Origin of the sequence: Anabaena cylindrica UHCC 0172 (assembly GCF_034931625.1) — a bacterium.
GTDB lineage: Bacteria > Cyanobacteriota > Cyanobacteriia > Cyanobacteriales > Nostocaceae > Anabaena > Anabaena cylindrica_A.
The window spans coordinates 1-25270 of record NZ_JAYGGY010000081.1 but is presented as its reverse complement, the minus strand read 5'-3'; the positions used below and the strand labels follow the sequence as shown (position 1 = coordinate 25270).

Genomic DNA, 25270 nt, shown 5'->3' with positions numbered 1-25270 from the left:
TATTTACAGTAAGCTATTTTAGTGCGTTTCTTCAAAATCTAGAATGGCTACTATTAACGACAACTACTTGAAACTCAAGGCTGGCTACCTGTTCCCAGAAATTGCCCGTCGGGTGAATGCTTTCGCCCAAGCTAACCCAGATGCTAAAATCATCAGATTGGGAATTGGTGATGTAACTGAACCCTTGCCAGAAGCTTGTCGGATTGCAATGATTAAAGCAGTGGAAGAAATGAGCGATCGCTCTACCTTCAAAGGATATGGCCCAGAACAAGGTTATGCTTGGTTAAGGGAAAAAATCGCCATCCAAGACTTCCAAGCACGAGGTGCAGCCATAGAAGCTGATGAAGTCTTCATTTCCGACGGTTCTAAGTGCGACTCAGGCAACATTTTAGAAATTTTTGGTAAAAATAACGTTATCGCTGTTACCGACCCTGTATATCCCGTTTACGTAGATACCAACGTCATGGCGGGTAACACTGGAGACGCTAATGAAAAAGGCGAATTTGAGGGTTTAGTTTATTTACCTGTCACCGCAGATAACAACTTCACCGCAGAAATTCCTTCCCAGAAAGTAGATTTAATTTATCTCTGCTTTCCCAACAACCCCACCGGTGCAACTGCTACTAAAGAACATTTACAAGCTTGGGTAAACTACGCCAAAGCCAACGGTTCAATTATTTTCTTTGATGCTGCTTACGAAGCCTACATCACAGATTCCAGCCTTCCCCATTCTATTTATGAAATTGCAGGTGCTAGAGATTGTGCAATTGAGTTTCGTTCTTTCTCCAAAAATGCAGGTTTCACCGGCACACGTTGCGCTTTAACCGTTGTTCCCAAAAACCTCACCGCTAAAGCCGCAGATGGTTCCGACGTAGAACTATGGAAACTCTGGAACCGTCGTCAGTCTACTAAATTTAACGGCGTTTCTTACATTGTCCAAAGAGGTGCAGAAGCGGTTTATTCAGAAGCAGGACAAGCGCAAATCAAAGCTTTGGTAAGTTTCTATTTAGAAAACGCTAAAATTATCCGTGAACAACTCACCAACGCAGGTTTATCAGTTTATGGGGGTGTGAATGCACCTTATGTGTGGGTGAAAACTCCCAATGGTTTATCTAGTTGGGAATTTTTTGATAAGCTATTGCAAACCGTTAACGTTGTAGGAACACCAGGTTCAGGTTTTGGTGCTGCTGGTGAAGGTTATTTCCGTATTTCTGCATTTAACAGTCGGGAAAATGTGGAAGAAGCAATGAAGAGAATCACTGAGAAGTTTAAAGTTTAGTCAATTTTGGTGGGCTATGCCCACCCTAGTTTTTGTTAGACTTAATCTATCAAAAATAGTAGATGAAAAGATAGCGCATTTTAGATAAAATTAGGATAGTTTTATTTTGACTCAAATACCTTGTGAGTCTTGTTACACAAAATATAACTCAATCAATTTAGAGGTGAATTTATATGAAATTAATCATAAAAAATTTGGGACCTATTAAAAATAATACTCAATCCATTGATTTATCCAAAGATTTTTTTGTGTTTGTGGGACGCAATAATAGCGGCAAAAGTTATGTAGCTCAATTATTATGGGCAATTTTCAATCAAGATATAATTAATAAATTTACCGTAGAAAATTTAGATATAATTGATAATCAAATAGTTGAAGGTGTAAATATTGAAATCACTGCTAAACTATTGGACAATATTTTACATAAATATAGTAATTTTTTACAGCAAGAAGCCCAAAAAGAGATATTCAATATAGGTAAAAATTCAGAAATATTCAATAATATTGCTATCGCATTCGATTATCAAATATCTGAATTACAAGCGCAAGAAATCAAAATAATTATCACTTTGAAAACCGAACAAGAAAATACATTAGAATATGTTGAAATTAAAAAAAATAAAGGCGAACTAAGATACAGATTTGAAAAGAAAGAATTATCAGAAAACATAAAAAAAATCATTCATCCAACAATCTTAGACAGTAGCTTAAGACTACATAAAAAGTCTATTCTAATTTCTACCATTATTGCAACAATGTTGAAACATCAGCATGAGACTTTTTTCTTACCAGCTAGCAGAATTTTCTTTCCTACATTCTATCGTTATATTTATGAAGTTGATAGAAAACAACGAGAACAAGATATTAAAAAAATAGTAAATTTTTTGGAAAATCAGGGTAATAAAGGAAAGATTGAATTATCTAATTTTGAAGAATTAGAGGTTTTGAAAAGAAAATATACAGAACCCATGAACCAGGTTTTTGAAAAACTTTTTTCTCTTAATCTTGAAGAAAATATCGAAACGTCTTATATTAATCTTGTTGAACAGTTACAAGAAATAATTGGAGGTGAAATACAACCTATTAGTTTAAAAGGAATTAGTCCTATAGAATTTTATTTTCAAATTAATTCAATTGATGAACCTCTACCGATGTATTTAGCTTCTTCATCTGTTAATCAATTAACACTTATTTATTTATATTTAAAATATTGGGCATCAGAAAAAGACAATTTTTTAATGATAGATGAACCAGAAGTAAATTTACATCCAGAAAATCAGATTAAACTCTTAAATATATTAATCCAGTTTATTCAAAGTCAAACAGGAAATAAAGTATTAATCACAACCCATAGTTCAATTTTAGCCAATGCTATTAATAACAATATATATTTGGATGTTCTTAAAAATCAGCATGGCGTTGATGTAGAAAAAATTATTGAAGATAATCAATTAAAATATGTTGATTCATCTGTATCTATAGCAAAAGAAAAGGTAGGTGTTTATTTCTTCACAGGTGATAAAATTATTGACTATGAAAGCAGTGATTATGGTATCTATTTTAGAAACTTTAGAGAAGTTGAAAATAATTTAGATAAATCACTTCGCATTCTGACTGATTATATTTACCGTCAGGAAGATAAGGTTGAAGATGAGTAAAAGCCAGAAAAATAAGTATTTTTTAAATAATCCCAACAATATAAATGTTCCTTTACTCAGGGATGAATTACACAAAGCTTTATCACAACAAGAATTTATTGTTGAAATTCCTGTAGCTGATGATGAGGTAATTGAAATTACGGAAGACAGTTCTACTGCAAAATTGAAAAAGGTATGTGTTCACGAATTAAACTATTGTGATGAAAAGTCCCAAGTAGAAAGAATTTGGAAAATTAACTTAGAAAAAAATATACCCGGTATCTCAACTAGCAGCAAAACTACTGAATGTGCTATTTTAGTTTTACAAAAGTATGAAAGTAGTCATAGGTTAAATATTATTTTAATTGAATTAAAATCTAGCATAGACAACAAAGAATTAGAGAAAATTGAAGAAAAGTTTAGTTCTGCAATGTCGAGAGTATGTATGTTACTCGTTCTCAATAATCACTTAAATCTCAAGCAAGGTTATAATGAAGAAGAAATATATTTAGATTTTAAAGGAATTTTATTTTATAAAACATTCTCTGAAAAAAGGAAGCTTGAAGGAGATAGGAATAGCCAACTGTATTTAATTTTAAAGAATTATAATAAATCAGGTATATTAACTTGTCAGACAATTTTAACAGATCAAGATAAAATCAAAGTTCAGTGTTTTTGTCATCAAGATAATGATTTAGAAACAGAAATCAGGAGAAAGTTAAAAGATTTGTTATAATCAACAACTTCAGAATAACCACGCGATTATCCTCTACTTGAAATTTTTTTAGGCATTTAGATTCACCGAGGATTTGACTTAAATTACCGATAAAAGGAATAGCACTATAAGTATTGCAATGCGTCAAACCTCTAAATTGGTTATTGTCAACAGATTTTTGATATCTGACGCACCTACAAAAGATATTCAATGTGATACTTGAGTAAGCCCTACTTTTAGTTTTTCGGGGTTTCTGTTGGAGTTTCTGTTGAGGTTGCTGTCGGAGTTACCGTTGGTTCTGGGGTTTCGGTTGGTTCTGGTGGTGCGAGAGTTTCTGCTACAAGAGTTAGTTGATAATCTAATGGTTTCGTAGCTGTAGAAACAACTACAAATTCATAAAATCCTGTTTCTGGTAATGTTTTGGAAACAGTACGTTGTTGAGAATCTTCTAAAAATGTCACTTTCCCGGAAGGAGAATAAATTGATAGCAAAATTTGAGAATTTGCTTCTAGTTCAACTTCCATATTTTGCTCTTTCGCTAGTCCAGCGATAAATACTTTACCCCTGCCAGGTTGCAGAGTTCCGCTAACTGTTTTGCTTATACCACCTTCAGGAAAAACTATTCTTTGAAGTGCGCTGTTTGAGAGAATAGCGTTAAGTTGATCATTGACAAAACCATGCCAAACTTGACCAATGGGTTGTTTGAGAAAATCTTTACCCTTCTGTTCAGGAAATTTATTTAAAAAAGCGGCATCACCTAAATCATATAAAGAACGACTACCAACGTTGACTTTATTAACTTCGACTTTCCAGCGATCGCGTTCTGCTAAAGTGTAATTTCCTAGCTGACGACGAGAGTTAGAACTGAGTCCTGAGAGCTTTTCTAGGACTTCTGCGGCGGTTTTATCCCATTCTGCCCTCAAACTTTCATCTTCTGGACTATCGCTTAGGGTACGCCCTTTTAAGCTGGGATTTTTTTCCCAAAAAACTTGATTAATTAAGCTTACATAAAAGCTGTTGCTGATGCCTAACTCTTCTCGACGGTTATTCAATTTTTGTTTGCGTGCTTTTTCTTCTGGTGAAAAATTATCTGAAGGTTCAGGGGTTGGGGTTTCGCTAGGGGTAGGACTAGATGTAATTAAAGGGTCACTTCCTGCTAGATTCCTTGTCCGGTTATTGATTCCCCACCAAAGCAGACCGATACTAGCTGATAAAGCTAAGGTGACAATGAAGATGTTTGTTGGTGTCCAAACACTTGGGGGTTGCGGAATGGGTGTATTGACAGGTTGAGGTACTGGAGTTTTGGGGGAAGAGGGAGACGATACCGCGACAGTTGCAGATGTGGGAACGTAAGCAGGTACTGATGGATTGGTATGATGTGGTAGTTCTGTGGGAGGATAGCCTACTGGCTGGGGGTTGAGTGCATCTAGAACTTGACGGGCTGTTTGATAGCGATCGCTCACGTTTGTAGATAACATTTTATCTATTATCTGTCCTAGCATGGGACTGAGGCTAACTTCCCGTCGCCATTGCCAGCTAAAATCATAGGTATCAATCAGTTCTTGGGGTTGTTTACCTGTTAGTAAAACTAATACTGTTACAGCTAAAGCATATAAGTCACTATGGGGAGATACCACACCAGTTTGCATTTGTTCTGGGGGTGCAAATCCAATTTTACCTAACAGAGTGCCACCGGAAGAAGATGGGATTGCACCAGTTTGATAATATTGAGAAGCAACTGTGGCTGCTACTTGTTTAACACCTCCAAAATCAATCAACACGGGTAATTGATCAATGGTACGCAGCATTAAGTTATCAGGAGAAATATCACGATGAATGACACCGACGGAGTGGATATATTCCAGTACTGGTAAAATTTGCTGTAATAACTTGCGTACTTCTGTTTCCGTAAATCTTAAACCTTGCTGTTTGCGGTTATTTAATAAAGTATTATAAGTATCGCCATCTACATGATCTTGGACTAAAAATAGATATTCTTTACCTTCTAAGTTGATGCTTAACAGTTCCCGAAAACGAGGGATTTGCGGATGTTGTAAGTTATAAAGAACACTCGCCTCTCGCTGAAATAGTTCCTCTGCTTTCTGCACAACATAGGCAGTTTGAACTTGGGGGAAGAATTCTTTTAAAACACAAGGTTCCCGGAAGCGGTTGATATCTTCAGCTAAATAGGTACGTCCAAACCCTCCTTGTCCAAGTAGACGTACAATAGCATAGCGATCGCCTAAAGTTTGTCCTACTTGAATGCCATTACTGAGAGAATTTGTGGGAACATCAGGCATTTTCTCCCCACATTGGAGACAAAACTTACTACCAGATGGATTTTGATGACCTTGAGAACAATAAATATTAGTCATTAGTTATTAGTTATTAGTTATTAGTTATTAGTCATTAGTCATTGGTCATTGGTCATTGGTCATTGGTCATTGGTCATTAGTCATTCGTAATTCGTAATTGAGAAAACAGGTTATTACTCATTACCCAGTCCCCAGTCCCCAGTCCCCAATCACCTGTCACCTACTTTATCAGATGCGATCGCATACCAAATTTGAAGAAAGGTTTGCTGATTTAGTTTCCCACGCTCTTGACCAGGAAACAACGGGTCAAATTTTTGATATGTCTCCTCTCGCAAATCCTGAAAAGACCTATATTTACCCAATCTCCCAGCTTTAGCCAGTCTATCCCAGCGTTGGGAATCTTGTTGACTATAACTACCTATCTTTCTACGTGCTGTCTGACTCAAATTAGCCTGTTCAATTTTTTTTAACAACTCATCAGCTGTACTCTGCCACTGTTCACGTAAAACCCTATCTTCTGGTTTATCTGTTAATCCCCTGCCTCGCAACCCTGGTCTGAGAGTATAAAATCTTTCATCCACTGCCTTAGTAAAAACCACTGGAGAAATTTCCAATTCTTTTAAGCGGCTGAACACTTCTTGAATACTACGATTATTGCTATCAGTCACCCCAGGATTAATAAATGGGATTTTAGGAACTTCAATTTTAGGTAAAGTAATAGATGTAATCCCCCTAACTGCAAAATTTCCCAGCGCCCATATACCCGCAACAGTTAAACTAACTCCCGTTGTCATCACAAAGCTAACCGCAAAAGGACGCAACCATAGTGGCATGGGGATTGTTTTGATAGCAGCTTGAGTCCGATGATGGAATTGACTGCTAATGGCTTTAGCTCGTTTGATGCCAGGTGCAGCTACCATTGTTTTGAACTTAGTCATGTAGGAATTCTGGATCTGGCTATTAACGGTTGGTTGCAGAGTATGTACCATATTGGCAGAAGCTGGAGCAGGTAAGTCTTTAAGGACTTGTTCGGCTTTTTGATAGCGATCGCTCGGTTTATATGCCAACATCTTCTTTAAGACAGCCTCTAATTTCGGACTTACCTTAATTTCCTTTCCCCAATACCAAGTCCCGTTATAGCTGTCATAGAGCGATTGCGGTTCCTTCCCAGTCACCAACACCAAAGCCGTCACAGCCAAAGAATATAAATCACTATTTTTATACACCTTCCCCTGAATTAACTGCTCTTCAGGTGCGTAGCCTTTTTTACCCAATAAAGTCCCATTACCTCCCAACTGAGTCTGCCAAAAACCCTGAGAAGCTGGTAATTGTTTGACCCCACCAAAATCAATTAATACTGGTAAATTATCACTTTGGCGTAAAATTACATTATCCGGTGAGATATCACGGTGAACAATATCTAGAGAGTGAATATAAGTTAGCACCGGGAGAATATTGTGCAGGAGGTTAACAACTTCCTCCTCACTAAAAGAATTTCCTTGATTTTGACGATGTTCAAATAACTGGTAATAATTTGCACCCTCAATATAATCTTGCACCAAAAAGAAAAAATCTTTAGTGCCTATCTTTGCTGCAAAGGAAGCGTGAAAACGCGGAATTTGGGGATGCTGAATTTTTCTGAGAACACTTGCTTCCCGTTCAAATAATTCTTTAGCTTTTTGTAAATCCTGTGGTTTGACAACTTGTGGCGCAAATTCTTTTAAAACGCAAGTTTGACGCGATTTTTGCCTATCAAGCGCCAAATAGCTCCGACCAAAGCCACCTTGTCCTAATATACGCGCAATTTCATAACGATTATCGATCACCTGTCCTACAGTCAAAGGTAATGCTTCCCCACAGTTAGTGCAAAAACTGTGACTATCATTATTTGCGTGTTGTTTACTGCAATATACCAGCATGGTACGGGAGGATGAATTAACCAATTTTAGATTTTGGATTTTAGATTGTATCAGTTGGAAACAATATGACATAGAGCAGGTTGAAATTTCTACCTTTCCTCTTTTCCAGCAAGTCAATATTTCCAGATATTATTGATGGCTACAACAAATAAAAAGCAATTTACGCAGATTTGTTGCAGAAATATTCCAAGTCGTTTAAATACTTAGGGAATTTTACAAAAACTCTTGGAAAATTTTGTTTCCTAGAGAGCCAGTTCACTAAAGATTACGAGAATTGGTTGTTGATCTTGGAGTCGAGTATATTCAGGGACATCACTTTGGTATTGCAACTCCTGAAATTAAAGCAAGATTAGATTCTGTGAATATCATAGTCACATTCTCTGAAATAATCCCCAAAAGAGATCCTCAACACAATCGGGTTATTGCGTTACTTTTATGACCATTATTTTGGCAAAGCGATTTGAAAGGGCATTGCGCCAAAGCAAGTAGCTTAAGGATTCAGAGCCAACTAACAAAGATATGCCTAGAGGTGGGTTGGTCATCTATCGGGTTAAAATGTGGAAAGAATAATCATGCATATTTCAACCCAATATCCAATGCAAATTACCCTTAACCTTGATGAATCGCTTCTCAACGAAGCCTTTCAACTGACTAACCTCGCCACCCAAGAAGAACTGGTGAATCTTGCCCTACAAGAATTTGTGCGATCGCACCGTAAGAAAAATCTTCTCGATCTTGCGGGACGAATCCAGTTGGTTCCAGACTTTGATCACAAGACTCTGCGCGAAACTCTTCATGTTGTTGATTGATACATCTGTTTGGATTGGCGTTTTCCGCGATCGCAGCGATCAAGTTCGCCAGCAGCTTGAAACCCTGATTGCTAATCGAGAAGTTTTACTCACTCGATTCACTCAGCTTGAACTGCTTCAAGGTAGCTTGAATGAGCAAGAATGGGATCTCCTCTCTACGTACCTCGAAACACAAGATTACATTGAACTCACAGTTGAGTCTTGGCAAGCAGCAGCCCGTATCTACTTTGACTTACGCCGCCAAGGACTTACCGTTCGTAGCCCAATCGATTGCTGTATCGCTCAAGCAGCATTGGAAAACAATTTACTTCTGATTCATAATGATCGTGACTTTGTAACTATTGCTCAAGTGCGATCGCTCCAACACCTTCGCTTTCAACCTTGAGTTTTTTCTACAAAACACCAAACTGACTCACACACAATTGTAATTTTTCAGTGCGATCGCTTGCCGTAGGTTGGGTTGAAGTATGAAACCCAACGTATTTAGTATTTATCTATTATGGAAAGACCTCAAACCTATTCCATATGAGTGAAACCGTTTACATCGAAACCAGCATCTTGGGCTATCTCACAGCCAGATCAACTAAAAATCTAATCCTGGCGCGGAGATTAGTCTCGATTTCGGCTACGTTCTGCCTATTCTTTGTACATTTGTACACCTAACGAATTAATGGGAGATTAGATCATGTGGACAGATGAAATTGTCGAAGAAATCCACCAAATTCGTGAAAAGTACGCCAAGTCCTTCAACTATGACTTGGACGCAATATTTACAGACTTACGTAAGAAGCAAGCCGAAAGCGGAAGAGAAGTTGTGAACTTATCGAGAAAGCCCGGACTAAGAACACGTTGGAGCGGACGCGCAAGAGATATGGGTGGTGATGCAAAGGATACTAGCCACTGCTCAACTTAGCTGTTCCATTTTTTGGACGATTTGTAGAGCCTTTTATGACCGTTGTTTTGGCAAAGAGATTTGAAAGGGCATTGTTTCTGAATCAACCCATTGGGCATTATCTAAAATTAAACCCCTTGGTAGGGGCTTAATTGCGTCTCTTTTTATGGCTGACCAAGGAAGTCTCGTTTGCCAACTTCTACACCACAGTGTCGGAGAATATTATATGTTGTTGTGACATGGAAATAAAGGTTTGGTAAAATAAAATACAGGAGATATGGCATTCCTTGAAAAGATAAAGTATTACCACCCACCTCTAAGGTAATTGCTTTCTCCTCTGAACCGTCGATTTGCTCAGGCTTAAATGTATTTAAATGAGAGATAGTTTTTTGAACGCGGTCAATAAGTTGAGGGAACGTGGTTTCATTATCCTCAAATTTAGGTGCTTCTGTTTCTGCTAGTCTGGCAAGACCTCTGTTTACTATATCAGTGGCAATTTGTACTTGTCTTGATAATGGCAACATATCTGGATATAGACGACTATTAATCAACACAGAAGGATCTATTTTTTTTGTTTCTGCATATTTAGCACCTTTTTCAAGAATATTTATCAGATTATTCAGTGAGTGAATAGATACGGGTATTGAAGATTTGTACATGGAAATGGTCATTGATATTTCTCCAGAAAAAGTTCAAACAAGTTTGATATGTCTCATCTAATCTTAAAGGATTAATTAAGAGTAGGTAAAAAGCTAATATTTATTATGGGAGTTGCCAAATTCTAATTCTCCCATCCTTGCTACTACTTCTCTCAATATACAAGGTTGGGTTAAAGTATGAAACCCCACAGCGTCCAGTTTTTTCGTTGTTTTTTTGACATATTCAGAAATAACACAAGTATTTAATAAATATTTCATAATGTAATATCTCTACCTGTGTCTTTATTTCGTTCAAACAACATTTTATTTTCTTCTAATTCAGGTAAAAGAAGTAATTCCGATAATTTAACTTGAGATTGATTTGATTGAGCAATTTTATGTGTTTCTAACTCATATAAGCAATGTTAAAGAATATTACTTTGTTCTTCTATTGGTAAAGTTTTAACTGTCTCTATAACTTTTTGGATTAATTTTGTCGTCATACTATAATAGGGAATCATTTTTGGCTACAGTACAGTATGGATACTGTGTTAATATCTAATTCTTGGATCTACATAAGCATTGAGAATATCAATTAAAATACTTGCACTTACTACGATCGCACCAAAAAATACTAAAACCCCTTGCACTGTGGGATAATCACGGTCAGAAATAGCTTGATATAGTCGATTTGCTAAACCAGGCCAGGAAAATGTGACTTCAGTTAAAATTGCCCCACCTAACAGGGAAGCAAACGTTAACCCTAAAACCGTAATTACAGGAATTAAGGCATTTTTCAAAGCATGGGAGACTAAAATCTTATTTTCTGAAATTCCCCGCGCCCTAGCAGCTTCTACATAATCAGATTTTAAGGTTTGTTTTAAGTTAACTCTGACAATGCGTTCAAAAATTCCACTCAGCAAAATTCCTAAAGTCAAACTTGGTAAAGCCAAATAATGTAACGCAGTGAAAAACTGACTAAAATTACCAGTTAATAAACTATCAATTGTATATAAACCTGTGATAGATGCAGGTGCGGGAAGATTTGGAGGAAAGCGGTTAGAATTTGGAAACCAACCTAGTTGAACTGAAAAAATTAATTGCAATAGCATACCCGCCCAATACATGGGTAGCGCATAGGTAATAATACCAAATAAACGCCCACCAACATCAAAAGATGTCCCTGGACGAGAGGCGGAAAAAGTCCCCACTAAAACACCAACAATTAGCGCCACAGTCATGCTTGAAACCGCTAATTCTACTGTTGCGGGGAAATATTGTCCAATTATTTCCCATACTTGTTGTCCTCGACTTGTCAAGGAAGTTCCTAAATCAAAATGTAGGATATGTCCTAAATAATTGAGATATTGGAGCCAAATAGGTAAATTTAAACCTAGTTGTTTTCTTAATTCTTCTTTAGCACTTTCTGGCGCACGTCCACCCAGAATTGCATCTGCTGGATCTCCTGGTGTAGCTCTGAGTAAAAGAAAGACAAGAGTGACTATAGTGAATAATTGCAGTGGTGCAAACAGTAATCTTGAAACTATGTAATATTGTAAAGCTTTAGAACGAGACATATTTTAAATAGGAGTTCAGGAGTCAGGAGTCAGGAGTCAGGAGTCAGGAGTCAGGAGTCAGGAGAAATCTAAAGATTTTTCCTTATCTCCCTCATCTTCTTTATATCTTCAGTATCTACTTTTTAATTGTTTTATAAATTAAGTTTTGAGTGGGGTCAAGGTTAACGTTATTTACACCTTTTTGGGCAAATACATAGTCTTTGTTTTGCCATAAAGGAATGTAAGGAACATCAGTTGCTACTTGTGTTTGAATGTCAGCAAATATTTTTTTCCGTGCTTCTGGGTTTAGTTCTTTGCGTTGCTGATCTATCAGCTTATTCATGACTTCGCTGTAGTAGAATGAACCTTGAGTTTGACTGCCTCCGGTTTCACATCCTTTAGCAACTGAACCTTTTTCACAAGCTAAAAATGGCTGAACGTAGTTATCTGGATCTAAAAAGTCTGGATACCAATCAAGTAGTGCGGCTGGATATAAACCTTCGGAAATCTTTTTGAAGAATGTAGCACCTTCTACTGTGTTTACTTCTAGTTGTAAGATGCCATCCATTTTAGTATCAGCAAGAGATTTTAGGGTCTGTGCTGCTAAACTGCGAGTTGGTGAACTAGAAGGATACCAGATTTGGACTTTAGCAGGATTTTCTTTGGAGAATCCTGCTGCAATTAGGGATTTTTGAGCTTGCTCAAAGTTACCATCACCATATTTTTCTTTAAATAATGGTTGGGAAACATTGAATGTTGTAGGAATCATACTATAAAGCGGATCTGCTTGACTAAACAAAACACGCTCATTTAATAATGGACGATTAATTAGTGATGCGATCGCACTTCTTACTTCTACTTTATCTAAAGGCGGCTGATTCCGATTCAACACCAGATAACTAACTACACTACCTTGGGCGGTAATGGCTTGCCAATCTCCTTTTTTCGCACCTTCTTCCAAGCTACGAATTTGGTCTGGTTGCAAAGATAAATAAGCTACATCTACCGCACCAGTACGGAAAGCATTAAATAAGTTAACTGGACTGGTTTGAATTTGGACATTGATGCCTTTATTGGCTGGTTTTTCACCCCAATATTTATCAAATACATCAAAGCGCAGAGAGTCAGTACCATACTGCGCTAACTTATAAGCACCAGTCCCGACAAAGATATTAGGTTGAAATTTACCAGCACCAATTTCATAGGCTTTGGGGGAAACTGCACACACCCCAGAAAAAGCCAATAAAGAGGGAAACGCGGCAAAAGGCTTTTTCAGCTTAATTGTTAATTCATAGTCTCCTGTGGCTTTGACAGAAGCTACTGTATCGGAAAGTAGGAAAGATGGTTTACCCTTATTTTCCATAAAGCGCTGGATGCTAAATTCCATTGCTTTGGCATTGAAGGGAGTATCATCGTGAAAAACCACTCCTTCACGGATGGGGATAGTGTATGTTAGACCATCTGCACTAACTTTCGGTAATGCTGTAGCTAGTTGGGGTTTAACTTCCGTGCTGCCTGATTCGTAGGTGTACAAGCGATCGCTCATATTAAAGACTAAACTCAAAGAAGCCAATTCATAAGCATCCGCAGGATCAAGGGTACGTGGCTTTTGAGTTGTACCAACAGTAATTCTGCCATCACCAGCGGAATTAGCTGTATTTCCAGGTGTTGGGTTAGTGGTTTGTTGGCTAGGTGTACAACTAACAACCAATAAGAAGCATAGACAGAATAACGACAGAAATTTTGTCACCCGTCCCCACTCTCTCATAGACAAGGATAACCAAGTTATGAACATTAATTTTTTTTTACAGTAGTTAATTATTTTAGGATATATGTTTAGCTAATTACATCTAGTCAGATTATCTTTACAAGACTGATATCTTATTTTTGTAAGACTTGAGCCGCAGTCAACTTGAGACCAGCAAATAGGGGAGAAACAATCACGCTATCATTTTCATATACCTGGGTTTCATAAAAACCTTCCACCCATTCCAACACTGTCACCTTTTGGGCAATTGGATCAACAATCCAATATTCAGCAATACCCCGCGCTGCATACTCGGATCTTTTGTAGCGATAATCACGATTAGCCTGATTAGGACTTACTACCTCAATTACCATTAACGGCAGTGGCATATCCATCAATACAAGCGATCTACTAGCAGTTTCCATAGCAACAGCTAACTCTTCAGAAAACACTACCAGATCAGGTACACGAACACCCACCATTCTGCTGTTCACAGCCACCTCAGCCTTCATCCGCAATCGAGAAAATGGAATGCCCAACTGAGGAAAATAGGACAATAGAAACATCTCTATCCTTTGATTGATATCACTTTCTGAATGTACGGGAATTAATTCTCCATTTTCCAATTCATATAAAGTTTCCGTGCCATCGTCATAGTTGAGAAATTCTTCAAAAGACATCTTTTTCGCAATTGCAACTGTCATTGCTTTTTCTCAATTCTTAAAATTAATAATGTGAGTTTCATTATTCAATTAAATCTCTCTCAAAAATCTCACCTGCTTTTGCTGATTGAATTGATGTAAGAAGATGCTTAGTGTTATACTGCCAACGGGTGAAATTTGGACTTATGTCATACTGAGCGGAACGTAGTGCAGCGAAGTATCTCGGAGATTCTTCACTTCGTTCAGAATGACACTTTTAACCCGTTTTTAGTATAACAGGATTTGACAGTAAGTATAATGTTTCTTGCCATGAGGAAAATTCGTCTAGAGAAATCAAAATAGCTTTATTGCCGTTGTTATTACAAATAATTGTCGGTTCTACATCTGCAATAACCCGATCTATCAAACTATCTAAGTCATTACTTGCTTGCTGAGTCGTCATTGCATCCATTTTATGCTCCTTTATCTATTCAATAGTTTTAGTGGGTAGATTTTCATCAAATAAAAACCCATTCATGCAATTTTTCTCACTTTGTAGTGATTTGCCATCAACTTGGCTGAAAATTGGATACAAGCATAAATATCTTCTCGTTTCAGAGATGGGTAATCTTCAATAACTTCCTCGATTGAATCACCTGCACATAAAAACTCCATAATCGTTTGCACAGGAATTCGAGTGTTAGCGATAATCGGTCGTCCATTACAAATATCTGGATGAATATTTATGCGATTTTCCATAGTTTTTTTCCTTCTTCCAAACCAATTATCATGATGTTTAGATTTGATGAGAATCCACATTGTTAAACAGTGTTTCATACAATTCTGTATTCTCTTTCTGTAGTTCCTTTATTATTTCTTGAAGCCGCAAACATTCATCTGGTGAAAAACACTTGACTGTTGCAACATCTTTATGTTTTGTTATTCCACGATTCATAGGATATAAATTATGAGCCGGATCAAACCAGACAATATTGAAAGTGTTATTCCATATGAAACCATGAATTCGCCCATAATTTTTTCCCAGTCTTACTTCAAAAGCCCTTGAGGCTATTTCTCTAGCCTGATCTAGTGATGATTCTTCGTCCCTTGTTTGAACGAAGAGCTTATCCTTAATCCTGGTAATTACCTCATCAGAAAACGAATTCCTAATTGAAGTTTGGGAGTTAAATATCGACTTAGGTGATAAACTAGGATGTGTTTGCTCAGTTATTTCCCTTTCTGTACTAGATTCTATAGTTGATATGCAATCAAAGAATTTCTGATAGTATTTAATTTCCATTCCATGAAAAAAGAACTCTTCTGAGTCCCAATCAAGATATTTAAATGAAATACGGAGACGCTCTTCTAATACAGACCTTGCATCTTGCTCCGCTATAGCATCAAATTTATTTTTAGCCATAGGCTTTTAACTTAGAAGAGAAGTAGTCACGGAGAGATTCTTTAGTGATTAAAGCATTGCTACCTTCTGATTCATCCAAATTACCCCTTGCATCTAACCAAGGTCTTTCTCTGTGTGTCATTGTGCTGAGTGCTGCTCCGTCGTATCGCCCATAAGCACTTACGATATCTTTCAAGTATTTATAATCAATGCCTTCAGGCTCAGATACCTCCTCATTAATTGGATGCCACTTGTAATTATTGTATTTGTAGTAAAGATCACATATCACTGGACCATGTTGCCATGCTTGAAAATCTTCAGGGAATAGCTCTTTTTCTTGAGCTAAAGCATAACCTTGTGCGTAATAGCACAATTTCTGTAACTTCATCGGTGAAGGGCTTTCATCAAATAGCTCTCTGTGAATAGTAATGATTGCTATTTGAACTTTATCTAATTCCTGTGAAATCATAATTCATTCACCTCCAACAAATACTATTGTACTATATTTTATGTAAAAATTATGAGAATTTTCCTCTCCTTCCTAGAATAATAACCAGAATTTATATGCCTAAGATTCAGTCTAAAATCATAATCTGTAATTCTTCAACAAGCGATAGCGAAGCGCTGCTGCAAGCAGTTCGCTCAGTAAAGCCCCAATTTTAGTTTTATGCTGGAGTCTGGGCAGGAAAAACCTCAGCATTCTGGGGATGGGTAGCAACATTTAAGCCACAAGTTACGTGATCCCATCTATTTACACGCTTGCAAAGCGCCCCGTCAATAGTTACACTTTTTAAAACATTCTCATTTTTGCGTGTTTACCAGGCGATCGCACAAACGCTGAAAATATAGCCTCCTGAAGTTAGCAAATTTCAGGGGCAACATTATTGCAGCTAATTAAGCATTGCCAAACCGCAGGCCAATCTGTGGTAAAACTCAAGACTGGCAATAACAAAAAAATTCAGAGAGTTATCCGAATGGCGGTTTCCGTCCCTCAGAAACTCAGTAAGAAAATTGCTTTGTAAACTAACTCATCTAGGAGGATTGTAGTCAATGGGACTACCCTGGTACCGAGTACATACAGTGGTTCTGAACGATCCAGGCCGGCTGATTTCTGTACACTTAATGCACACAGCCCTAGTCGCTGGCTGGGCTGGTTCAATGGCATTGTATGAACTGGCTATTTACGATCCCAGTGATCCAGTTCTCAACCCCATGTGGCGACAAGGGATGTTCGTACTACCCTTCATGTCACGTCTAGGAGTCACCGAATCTTGGGGCGGTTGGAGCGTTACTGGTGGACAAGCAACCGATCCTGGTTTCTGGTCATTTGAAGGCGTTGCAGCTGCTCACATTGTTCTTTCCGGTTTGTTATTCCTCGCTGCCGTTTGGCACTGGGTTTACTGGGATTTGGAATTATTTAGAGATCCTCGCACAGGCGAACCTGCTTTAGACTTGCCAAAAATGTTTGGCATCCACCTGTTCTTATCTGGTTTACTTTGTTTCGGTTTTGGTGCATTCCACCTCACAGGACTATTTGGCCCTGGAATGTGGGTTTCCGATGCCTACGGTGTCACTGGTAGCATCCAAGCAGTAGCACCAGAATGGGGACCAGCCGGGTTTAACCCGTTTAACCCTGGTGGCGTTGTTGCTCACCACATAGCTGCTGGTGTTGTTGGTATTATTGCTGGTTTATTCCACCTCACAGTTCGTCCACCGGAAAGGCTCTACAAAGCTCTACGGATGGGTAACATCGAAACCGTACTTTCTAGCAGTATAGCAGCGGTATTCTTCGCCGCTTTCATTGTTGCTGGAACAATGTGGTACGGTAACGCCACCACCCCCATTGAACTGTTTGGACCAACCCGTTACCAATGGGATCAAGGCTACTTCCATGAAGAAATTGAGCGCCGTGTGCAAACAGATGTTGCCCAAGGTGCTACCCTGGCTGAAGCTTGGGCAAAAATTCCCGAAAAACTGGCTTTCTACGATTACGTAGGCAATAGCCCCGCTAAAGGTGGTTTGTTCCGTACAGGAGCAATGGTTAACGGTGATGGTATTGCTCAATCTTGGCAAGGACACGCAGTATTTAAAGATGGTGAAGGTCGAGAGTTGACTGTACGTCGTCTACCTAACTTCTTTGAAACCTTCCCAGTGATTTTGACTGACGCAGATGGTGTTATCCGCGCTGATATCCCCTTCCGTCGGGCAGAATCCAAGTATAGCTTTGAGCAAACAGGCGTTACTGTTAGCTTCTACGGCGGCAATCTGAATGGTAAAACCTTTACAGATCCTGCTGATGTGAAGAAGTATGCTCGTAAGGCTCAAGGTGGAGAAATCTTTGAATTTGACCGGGAAACTTTAAAATCTGATGGTGTATTCCGTACATCTCCCAGAGGCTGGTTTACCTTTGGTCACGCCGTATTTGCCCTCCTATTCTTCTTTGGACACCTCTGGCATGGTTCTCGGACAATCTACCGAGACGTATTCGCTGGTGTGGAAGCGGATCTAGAAGAGCAAGTTGAGTGGGGTCTATTCCAGAAAGTGGGTGACAAATCAACCCGCCGGAACGAAGCTCTCTAATTCTTGGGAACTCGTGCTTGGGATTGGGGATTTAGAGAAAATCAACTTCCTCATATCCCACACCCCATCCCTCTCCTTGGTACACTAATATTACCGACTGGATAAACAGGAACTCGTAATATGGAAAGTGTTGCATACATCTTAATTTTGACTTTGGCAATAGGCGTTCTCTTTTTTGCGATCGCATTCCGCGAACCACCTCGCTTTGAGAAAAAAGAAAAATAGATTCCTATTACCATTTACCTGACAAGTCAGGTAATCTAAAGATTCTATCCGTTGCAACCTAGAATAGGCGGCAACGGATAATCTTGCGAATATCTTTTGCTAAACTAATTAAGCTACAATTGTCAATTGGTGAAAAACTTTTTGAGATGTGATATAATTTCCTATCTGGAAGTTGATATGTGTGAACCTAGCTCTTCTGAGCTAGTATGAACAAACGTGTAAGTGTAAACTTCTTTAAAAAAAGCCCTTGCATACACATTGTTAATTGTGGCAAAAACTTGACGGAGAACAGAACCAGGAACAAATCAGCATGGTCAATCAGAACTTAACCGCTCCAGAAATTGGATTTACTCACGAAGATTTCGCTGCTCTACTCGATAAGTACGATTATCACTTCAGCCCTGGTGATGTTGTACCAGGTACAGTTTTCAGTATAGAGCCGCGCGGCGCTCTGATTGACATCGGTGCTAAAACAGCAGCATACATACCTATACAGGAAATGTCTATTAACCGGGTGGATAGCCCGGAAGAAGTCTTACAATCAAACGAAACACGGGAATTTTTCATCCTCACTGATGAAAACGAAGATGGTCAGCTAACCCTTTCCATTCGTCGTATTGAATACATGAGAGCATGGGAAAGAGTACGGCAGTTACAAGCAGAGGATGCTACTGTCCGTTCTGGTGTGTTTGCTACTAACCGTGGTGGTGCATTGGTACGAATTGAAGGACTACGCGGCTTTATCCCCGGCTCTCACATCAGTACCCGCAAACCGAAAGAAGAATTGGTAGGGGAAGAATTACCCTTAAAATTCCTAGAAGTAGATGAAGAACGTAACCGCTTAGTTCTCTCTCATCGTCGCGCGTTGGTTGAGCGGAAGATGAACCGCTTAGAAGTTGGTGAAGTAGTAATTGGTACTGTTCGCGGTATTAAGCCCTACGGTGCATTCATCGACATCGGTGGTGTTAGCGGACTGCTCCACATTTCTGAAATTTCCCATGAGCATATTGACACACCTCACAGCGTGTTCAATGTCAATGATGAAGTGAAAGTGATGATCATTGACTTGGATGCAGAAAGAGGAAGAATTTCTCTGTCTACCAAGCAGTTGGAACCAGAACCCGGTGACATGATTAAGAACCGTGATTTGGTCTATGATAAGGCCGAAGAAATGGCAGCTAAGTATAGGGAACAGATGTTAGCTAAACAGCAAGGTATCACCGCTGCACCTGTGGAAGCAGCTGTAGAAGCTGAAGCTGAAATTCCCTCAGCAACTGAAGAAGTTGAAACAGAAATTCCCGCAGCAACTGAAGTTGTAGCTGAAGCAGAAACTCCTACAGAAACTGAAGTTGTAGCTGAAGCAGAAACTCCAGTAGAAGTTGTAGCCGAAGCAGAAACTCCTACAGAAACTGAAGTTGTAGCTGAAGCAGAAACTCCCGCAGCGATAGAAGATTAATAAATTCTTAGTTGTAATTACCTGCAACTTAGATTATCAAATTGTTTAATGAAGAGGGACGTTCCCTCTTTTTTTATCACTGATTTTACGGATTTAAGGATTACACGGAATGAAGGATCTTTGTAAACATTCAGGAGTCAGAAGTCAGGAGTCAGGAGACGGATCTTTCGTAAATGATAGGGTTTCATATTCCTATCTCTAAAGGCAGCAAGTTTTTTGTCTGGGTTTTAATTCCTATTGCAAAACTTAATTACGAATTACGTAAAGCCATTGCGGGCATAGCTGCGCCCTAAAAGCAGACTGTTGAAAGAACTATTACAAATTTTTTTATTATGGCGACTATTAAATGTAAAAACATCCAGTTTTCTAATATTCAGGCAATTTTATTTGATAAAAATGGTACTTTAGAAGACTCAGAGAGTTATTTGCGATCGCTCGGACAAAGAGGTGCGCGGATGATAGACGCTCAAGTTCCGGGTATTGGGGAACCTTTATTGATGGCTTTTGGTATTAATAGCGATAGATTAGATCCTGCGGGTTTAATATCCGTAGCCAGTCGTAGAGAAACAGAAGTAGCCGCTGCTGCCTACATAGCAGAAACTGGTAGAGGCTGGTTTGAATCTTTAAAAATCGCCCGTCAAGCTTTAGCAGAAGCTGAACAATATATTGACAAAACTCCCTCACCTTTGTTTGCGGGTAGCTTGGAAGTTTTAAAGTCTCTATCAGAAGCTGAGTTAAAACTTGGTATCCTCTCAGCTGCCACAACTGAAGATGTGCAGAAATTTGTCAGCACTCACCAATTAAGGGATTATTTGCAACTAGAAATGGGAGTTGATGAAGGCCCAAGTAAACCAGATCCAATCTTATTTTTGCAAGCTTGTCAAGCTTTAGGCGTGGAACCGGGCGCTACTTTGATGGTAGGTGATTCCGTTGGTGATATGCAAATGGCGCGTAATGCTCAAGCCGCCGGTTGTATAGGTATTACTTGGATTGGCAATTCCAGTAATGTTAAAGGTGCAGATGTGGTGATTAATCAACTGGATGAAATTCAGGTTGTAATGTAAGGAGTCAGGAGTCAGAAGGAAGAAGGAAGAAGGAAGAAGGAAGAAGAATATTTTTCTCTTCTGTTCCCTGTTCCCTGCTATACTAAAAACTGGTTAAAAGTGTCATTCTGTAGCTTGCTTCCCGTAGGGTACGAAGTGAAGAATCTCCGAGATACTTCCCTGCACTACGTTACGGTCAGTATGACATAAGTCCAAGTTTGACCCGTTTGCAGTATATATCAAATATTCTGTATCCTGAATCCTTACATAGGGCTTGCTGTTCGCGGAGCGTGCCGTTAGGCATATAACCCACATTCAGCATGAGTAAATATACTTAAAATATTCTTCCCAGCAGGTTGTTTTATCAAAAAATGAATTTCACAAAACAGCTAAAACCCAATCATAATAACCACCTCACATTTTTTATTCCCTATGGAGGTGTTCAAGGAATTTAATCTCGAACTGACTAATTTATTGATAATAGTGTCAATAAGCCTGGTTTAGCCGTTAGGTATGGCAGTAATCGCCGTAATATGGAATTGAGTTTTATAGGCTGAAAGCCTTGTTATCATTGGATTGTAGATAATTACAAAAAATCAAAAAATACCTGCGGAATGTGGGATATAAACCAAAAACATAGATAAATCAATGGATTGAGAGGGCTAAGGGCTAAAGAGTGAATAAGGTGCAAGGAATAAGCTTTGAAACCATCAAAATTCAATCACTTTTCTTCTTACCTCCTCTAATTCTTTCTCCTGACTCCTGACTCCTGACTCCTGACTCCTAAATTCTTACTTATCTATAACCCAAGATGATTTTTTAGTGCTTGACGCATTTCGGTTACAGGTACATTTTCTTGTTTCAACCAGATTTTTAATGCTGCTGCGCCTTGTTGAACTAGCATTTCTAAGCCATCAATGGGAATAGCACCTTGTTTTTCTGCTAGTTGGAGAAACTGCGTTGGTTTAGGGATATATATCAAATCATAAGCAATACTGCCTGAAGGTAAATTCGCTATCTCCTCTGCACTTAAAGGTGATTGATCTACATGAGGATACATCCCTACAGGAGTTGTATTGACTAACAGATTTGCTTGGGGAATTAACTTGGGTAATTCTTGCCAATCATGCACTTGAAATTTATCTGCAAAGGGTGAATTTTGCCAACTTTGCCGAAATTCTGTTAACTTCTGCAAATTTCGCCCCACCACATGAATTTCAGCCAAACCTAGCTGAATACAACCGGCAATAACTGCTCTTGCTGCACCACCATTACCTAAAATTACTGCTGTTTTTTGACTCCAATCTTGCTGATATGTGGTTTGTAAAGGAGCAATAAAGCCTTCTACATCTGTGTTAGTTCCCACCCACCCGTTCTCTTGGCGAGTCACAGTATTGACTGCACCGATAGCTTGAGCAATAGGAGAAATTTCTGTTAAAAAAGGTAAAATAGATTGTTTGTGGGGAATTGTGACGCTAAACCCAACAACGCCAATGGCAGAAAAACCAGCAATCGCAATTTCTAAATTTTCTGGGGCAATAGGAAAAGGCAAATACACATAATCTAACCCTAATTTCGCCAAGGCCGCATTGTGCATCACTGGGGATAGAGAATGCTCCACAGGATACCCAATTACTCCTAAAAGTTTAGTTTTGCCGCTAATCATAAGTAAATCAACTTTTCTAGCCTTGACTCCAGCCACAATGTTTATTGTCTCATGTCATTGCTCTCTGGTGTGAAGATAACGGTTGTGTACTGTAGACCACCAGGATTACTATGACTTTGGTACACCATTACCCATTACATTACCTATTACCATGACCAATGACCATTCGGCTGAGGCTAACGACGGAAGCCAATCACCAATGATCGAACCGTTAATTGCACTGAAAGGTATTTCTAAAACATTTGGTAAAAATAAGGTTTTAGATAATGTCGATTTGACAATTTATCGAGGGGAAGCGCTGGCAATTATTGGCCCTTCAGGAACTGGTAAATCGACGATTTTAAGAATAATTGCGGGGTTATTACAGCCCGATGCAGGAGAAATTTATATTCAAGGGGTAAAACGAAGTGGGTTGATTGAGGATGGAACTGATCCTGTAGGAATTGGGATGGTATTTCAGCAAGCAGCCTTATTTGATTCGTTGACAGTGGAGGAAAATGTCGGATTTTTATTGTATCAAAACTCAAGGTTAGAGCGATCGCGCATTCGCCAACTAGTAAACGATAAATTAAATGTGGTGGGTTTACCAGGAATCGGTCATCTTTATCCCTCAGAACTCTCTGGAGGAATGCGAAAACGGGTCAGTTTTGCCCGTGCGATTATGTCTAATCCCGATAGTCCCGCAGACAGTCCAGAAGTTTTATTGTACGATGAACCCACAGCCGGACTAGATCCCATAGCCTCAACGGTAATAGAGGATTTAATTCGCAGTTTGCAATGTACACAAGGTATCTGTAGTACATACTGCATTGTTACCCACCAAGAAAGTACCATTCGGCGTACCGCTGACAAATTGGTATTTCTTTATCAAGGTAAAGTGCAATGGCAAGGTAAAGTAAGTGAAATAGATCACACTGAGCATCCTTTGATCAGACAATTTATGAGCGGGAGTATACATGGGCCGATTCAGGTAGTCGGCTAGATCAATACTGAATGACTCTCAATATCGTGAAACTCACAAATCATGACTAGTTTTTGGGTGGAAAAAAATGCGAGGTTTAATTAGCAAATTCACGTCTACACGAACATTGAGAGAAGGCTCTGTAGGATTGTTATTCCTACTCGGTTTAGGCGCATTTGGTGCCATTCTCTTGTGGTTGAATCGAATTACCCCCGGACGCAATTCATATAAAGCAGTGGTGGAATTTGCTAACGCCGGCGGGATGCAAAAAGGTTCACCAGTCCGTTATCGTGGTGTCAAAATCGGTAGTATTTCCAAGATTGCAACGGGAGCAAATGCCGTTGAAGTGGAAATTGAAATTAACAATCCTAACTTACTGATTCCTGCTGATTCGGTTATTGAAGCAAATCAGAGCGGATTAATTAGCGAAAGTATTATTGATATCGTACCAAAAGCCACCTTGCCAACTGGGACGAATATTTCTAAACCTCTAGAAAAAGATTGTAATCCCAGCCTGATTATTTGCAATAAGGCTAGTAACTTAAAAGGTCAGATTGGTATCAGTGTCGATGACCTGATTCGTCAATCAGCTAATTTTGCTAATCAATACAGTAACGAAAAATTTTATCAAAATATTAATCGAGCCTTAGAAACTTCTGCTGACGCGGCTTCTAGCGTCGCTAACCTTAGTCGAGAACTCCAGAGTGTCAGCAAAACCTTTAAAGGACAAATAGGTATATTTTCTGGTACGGCTGTTACAGTCCAACGAGCTACTAATGAACTGACAGCAACTAGCAAAAAAACTGCAAATCAATTAGGTGTAACAGCCAGCGATTTTAGTGTCACGGCAAAACAAGCAAGTAGTTTACTCAATAACTTAGATGATTTATTAACTACAAACCGTTCTTCCCTAGTCGGTGCTTTAAACAGTATTACCCAAACCAGTAACCAATTACGTCAGACAGTTAGCAGTTTCTCACCTGCGGTTAATCGCCTGACAGAAGGAGAATTGTTAAAAAATTTAGAACTTCTTTCTGCTAATGCCGCCGAAGCTTCAGCTAATTTGAAGGATGCTTCTAAAAATTTAAATGATCCTAAAAATGTCGTGCTACTACAACAAACCCTAGATTCAGCCAGGGTGACATTTGAAAATACACAAAAAATCACATCAGATTTAGATGAATTAACAGGTGATCCTAAGTTCCGGCAAAATCTCTTGCAATTGGTAAATGGTCTAAGTAAATTGGTGTCTTCTACACAAGATATACAGCAGCAAGCAAAGGTAGCTGTTACCTTAGATTCTCTCAAAACATCTTTGAATCAAACAAAAGTTATCAGTCCCACCCCAACTTTGAAAGCATTTGTCGATAAACCCAAAGTTGTGCCTCAAATTCCAACTTTGAAAGCATTTGTAGATAAACCCAAAGTTGTACCGCCAACTCCAACCCAGAAAGCAAAAGCATCTGTAGATAAATCCAAAGTTGTACCGCCAACTCCAACCCAGAAAGCATCTGTCCTTCAGCCAGATTTAGAAATTTCTACACCTCCACACCAGGAAAAAGCAGTAATTCAACTTGAACCCTTACCTGCTAATGTCGAGAGTTCTGTTGAGAGTGTAGAAAAAATTACCCAGAATACTAGTCCACTGGTTCTTAAGTCATCCGAAGAACAGCTATTGCAACAATTACGGGAATACAGGCAACAGAAAACAGGAGCAGCAAAGGAAGTTAATAACCCAATAACCAATGACCAATGACCAATGACCAATGACCAATGACCAATGACCAATAAC

The 25270-nt window shown here is 38.8% G+C and carries 23 protein-coding genes; 12 read left to right on the top strand and 11 right to left on the bottom strand.

The genetic code is table 11. The features are described 5' to 3' along the window. Window positions 1-43: 43 nt before the first annotated feature. The 3 genes from VB713_RS16235 (at window position 44) to VB713_RS16225 (ending at window position 3652) form a co-directional block, all read left to right on the top strand. Window positions 44-1279, top strand: a complete 1236-nt coding sequence (locus VB713_RS16235) for an LL-diaminopimelate aminotransferase (protein ID WP_323312549.1) — start codon at window positions 44-46, stop codon at window positions 1277-1279. A 173-nt stretch (window positions 1280-1452) separates the two neighbouring features. Next, window positions 1453-2937 carry an AAA family ATPase gene (locus VB713_RS16230; RefSeq protein ID WP_323312548.1) on the top strand — a complete coding sequence of 495 codons (1485 nt, stop codon included), beginning with the start codon at window positions 1453-1455 and terminating at the stop codon, window positions 2935-2937. After that, a complete protein-coding gene (locus VB713_RS16225; protein ID WP_323312547.1) occupies window positions 2930-3652 on the top strand; it encodes a hypothetical protein in 723 nt (240 codons plus the stop codon). Before VB713_RS16230 ends, VB713_RS16225 begins: the two co-directional genes overlap by 8 nt. Before the next feature lie 215 nt (window positions 3653-3867). Here VB713_RS16225 and VB713_RS16220 read toward each other — a convergent pair whose 3' ends face one another. Together VB713_RS16220 and VB713_RS16215 are read right to left on the bottom strand one after the other, a co-directional pair. After that, a complete protein-coding gene (locus VB713_RS16220; protein WP_323312546.1) occupies window positions 3868-6006 on the bottom strand; it encodes a protein kinase domain-containing protein in 2139 nt (712 codons plus the stop codon). A gap of 149 nt (window positions 6007-6155) precedes the next feature. Further along, window positions 6156-7865, bottom strand: coding sequence for a serine/threonine-protein kinase (locus tag VB713_RS16215; RefSeq protein WP_323312622.1), 1710 nt, complete (start codon window positions 7863-7865; stop codon window positions 6156-6158). 572 nt (window positions 7866-8437) lie between these two features. Between VB713_RS16215 and VB713_RS16210 the strand changes: the two genes are divergently transcribed. The 3 genes from VB713_RS16210 to VB713_RS16200 all read left to right on the top strand — a co-directional run bounded on the left by VB713_RS16210 (window position 8438) and on the right by VB713_RS16200 (window position 9587). Beyond that, a complete protein-coding gene (locus tag VB713_RS16210; protein WP_323312545.1) occupies window positions 8438-8674 on the top strand; it encodes a type II toxin-antitoxin system VapB family antitoxin in 237 nt (78 codons plus the stop codon). Next, window positions 8661-9059 carry a PIN domain nuclease gene (locus VB713_RS16205; RefSeq protein WP_323312544.1) on the top strand — a complete coding sequence of 133 codons (399 nt, stop codon included), beginning with the start codon at window positions 8661-8663 and terminating at the stop codon, window positions 9057-9059. The genes VB713_RS16210 and VB713_RS16205 overlap by 14 nt, the downstream gene beginning before the upstream one ends. Window positions 9060-9359: 300 nt before the next feature. Then, window positions 9360-9587 carry a hypothetical protein gene (locus tag VB713_RS16200; RefSeq protein ID WP_323312543.1) on the top strand — a complete coding sequence of 76 codons (228 nt, stop codon included), beginning with the start codon at window positions 9360-9362 and terminating at the stop codon, window positions 9585-9587. A 143-nt stretch (window positions 9588-9730) separates the two neighbouring features. Here VB713_RS16200 and VB713_RS16195 read toward each other — a convergent pair whose 3' ends face one another. The 8 genes from VB713_RS16195 to VB713_RS16160 form a co-directional block, all read right to left on the bottom strand. Further along, window positions 9731-10237: a DUF1993 domain-containing protein gene (locus tag VB713_RS16195; RefSeq protein ID WP_323312542.1), complete on the bottom strand. Its 507-nt coding sequence runs from the start codon at window positions 10235-10237 to the stop codon at window positions 9731-9733. 518 nt (window positions 10238-10755) lie between these two features. Further along, window positions 10756-11781 carry an ABC transporter permease gene (locus VB713_RS16190; RefSeq protein ID WP_323312541.1) on the bottom strand — a complete coding sequence of 342 codons (1026 nt, stop codon included), beginning with the start codon at window positions 11779-11781 and terminating at the stop codon, window positions 10756-10758. Window positions 11782-11896: 115 nt separating this feature from the next. Beyond that, a complete protein-coding gene (locus VB713_RS16185) occupies window positions 11897-13555 on the bottom strand; it encodes an ABC transporter substrate-binding protein (protein WP_323312539.1) in 1659 nt (552 codons plus the stop codon). 86 nt (window positions 13556-13641) lie between these two features. Then, on the bottom strand, window positions 13642-14211 hold the full coding sequence (locus VB713_RS16180; RefSeq protein WP_323312538.1) for a Uma2 family endonuclease: 570 nt from the start codon (window positions 14209-14211) through the stop codon (window positions 13642-13644). 214 nt (window positions 14212-14425) lie between these two features. After that, window positions 14426-14620 (bottom strand): type II toxin-antitoxin system Phd/YefM family antitoxin, encoded by a 195-nt coding sequence (locus VB713_RS16175; RefSeq protein WP_323312537.1) that lies wholly within the window; start codon window positions 14618-14620, stop codon window positions 14426-14428. Between the two features lie 62 nt (window positions 14621-14682). Beyond that, window positions 14683-14907 carry a DUF433 domain-containing protein gene (locus VB713_RS16170; protein WP_323312536.1) on the bottom strand — a complete coding sequence of 75 codons (225 nt, stop codon included), beginning with the start codon at window positions 14905-14907 and terminating at the stop codon, window positions 14683-14685. 37 nt (window positions 14908-14944) lie between these two features. Further along, the gene (locus VB713_RS16165) at window positions 14945-15568 is read right to left on the bottom strand and encodes a hypothetical protein (RefSeq protein ID WP_323312535.1); all 624 of its coding nucleotides are present in this window, start codon (window positions 15566-15568) and stop codon (window positions 14945-14947) included. After that, window positions 15561-16016 (bottom strand): Panacea domain-containing protein, encoded by a 456-nt coding sequence (locus VB713_RS16160; RefSeq protein WP_323312534.1) that lies wholly within the window; start codon window positions 16014-16016, stop codon window positions 15561-15563. Before VB713_RS16160 ends, VB713_RS16165 begins: the two co-directional genes overlap by 8 nt. A gap of 581 nt (window positions 16017-16597) precedes the next feature. Between VB713_RS16160 and psbB the strand changes: the two genes are divergently transcribed. The 4 genes from psbB (at window position 16598) to VB713_RS16140 (ending at window position 20872) form a co-directional block, all read left to right on the top strand. After that, complete coding sequence (gene psbB / locus VB713_RS16155; protein ID WP_323312533.1) at window positions 16598-18127, top strand: photosystem II chlorophyll-binding protein CP47; 1530 nt, start codon at window positions 16598-16600, stop codon at window positions 18125-18127. Window positions 18128-18247: 120 nt separating this feature from the next. Further along, window positions 18248-18352, top strand: coding sequence for a photosystem II reaction center protein T (locus VB713_RS16150; protein ID WP_027401293.1), 105 nt, complete (start codon window positions 18248-18250; stop codon window positions 18350-18352). Between the two features lie 310 nt (window positions 18353-18662). Further along, on the top strand, window positions 18663-19808 hold the full coding sequence (locus VB713_RS16145) for a 30S ribosomal protein S1 (RefSeq protein WP_323312532.1): 1146 nt from the start codon (window positions 18663-18665) through the stop codon (window positions 19806-19808). A gap of 332 nt (window positions 19809-20140) precedes the next feature. After that, window positions 20141-20872: an HAD family hydrolase gene (locus tag VB713_RS16140; protein ID WP_323312531.1), complete on the top strand. Its 732-nt coding sequence runs from the start codon at window positions 20141-20143 to the stop codon at window positions 20870-20872. A 778-nt stretch (window positions 20873-21650) separates the two neighbouring features. Here the strand turns inward: VB713_RS16140 and VB713_RS16135 are convergent. Then, window positions 21651-22517, bottom strand: coding sequence for a shikimate dehydrogenase (locus tag VB713_RS16135; RefSeq protein ID WP_323312621.1), 867 nt, complete (start codon window positions 22515-22517; stop codon window positions 21651-21653). 199 nt (window positions 22518-22716) lie between these two features. Here VB713_RS16135 and VB713_RS16130 point away from each other — a divergent pair, with 199 nt between their 5' ends. After that, the gene (locus tag VB713_RS16130) at window positions 22717-23499 is read left to right on the top strand and encodes an ABC transporter ATP-binding protein (RefSeq protein WP_323312620.1); all 783 of its coding nucleotides are present in this window, start codon (window positions 22717-22719) and stop codon (window positions 23497-23499) included. A gap of 67 nt (window positions 23500-23566) precedes the next feature. Further along, entirely contained in the window at window positions 23567-25234 is a 1668-nt protein-coding gene (locus VB713_RS16125; protein ID WP_323312530.1) for an MlaD family protein, read from the top strand. The last annotated feature ends 36 nt before the right edge of the window (window positions 25235-25270 follow it).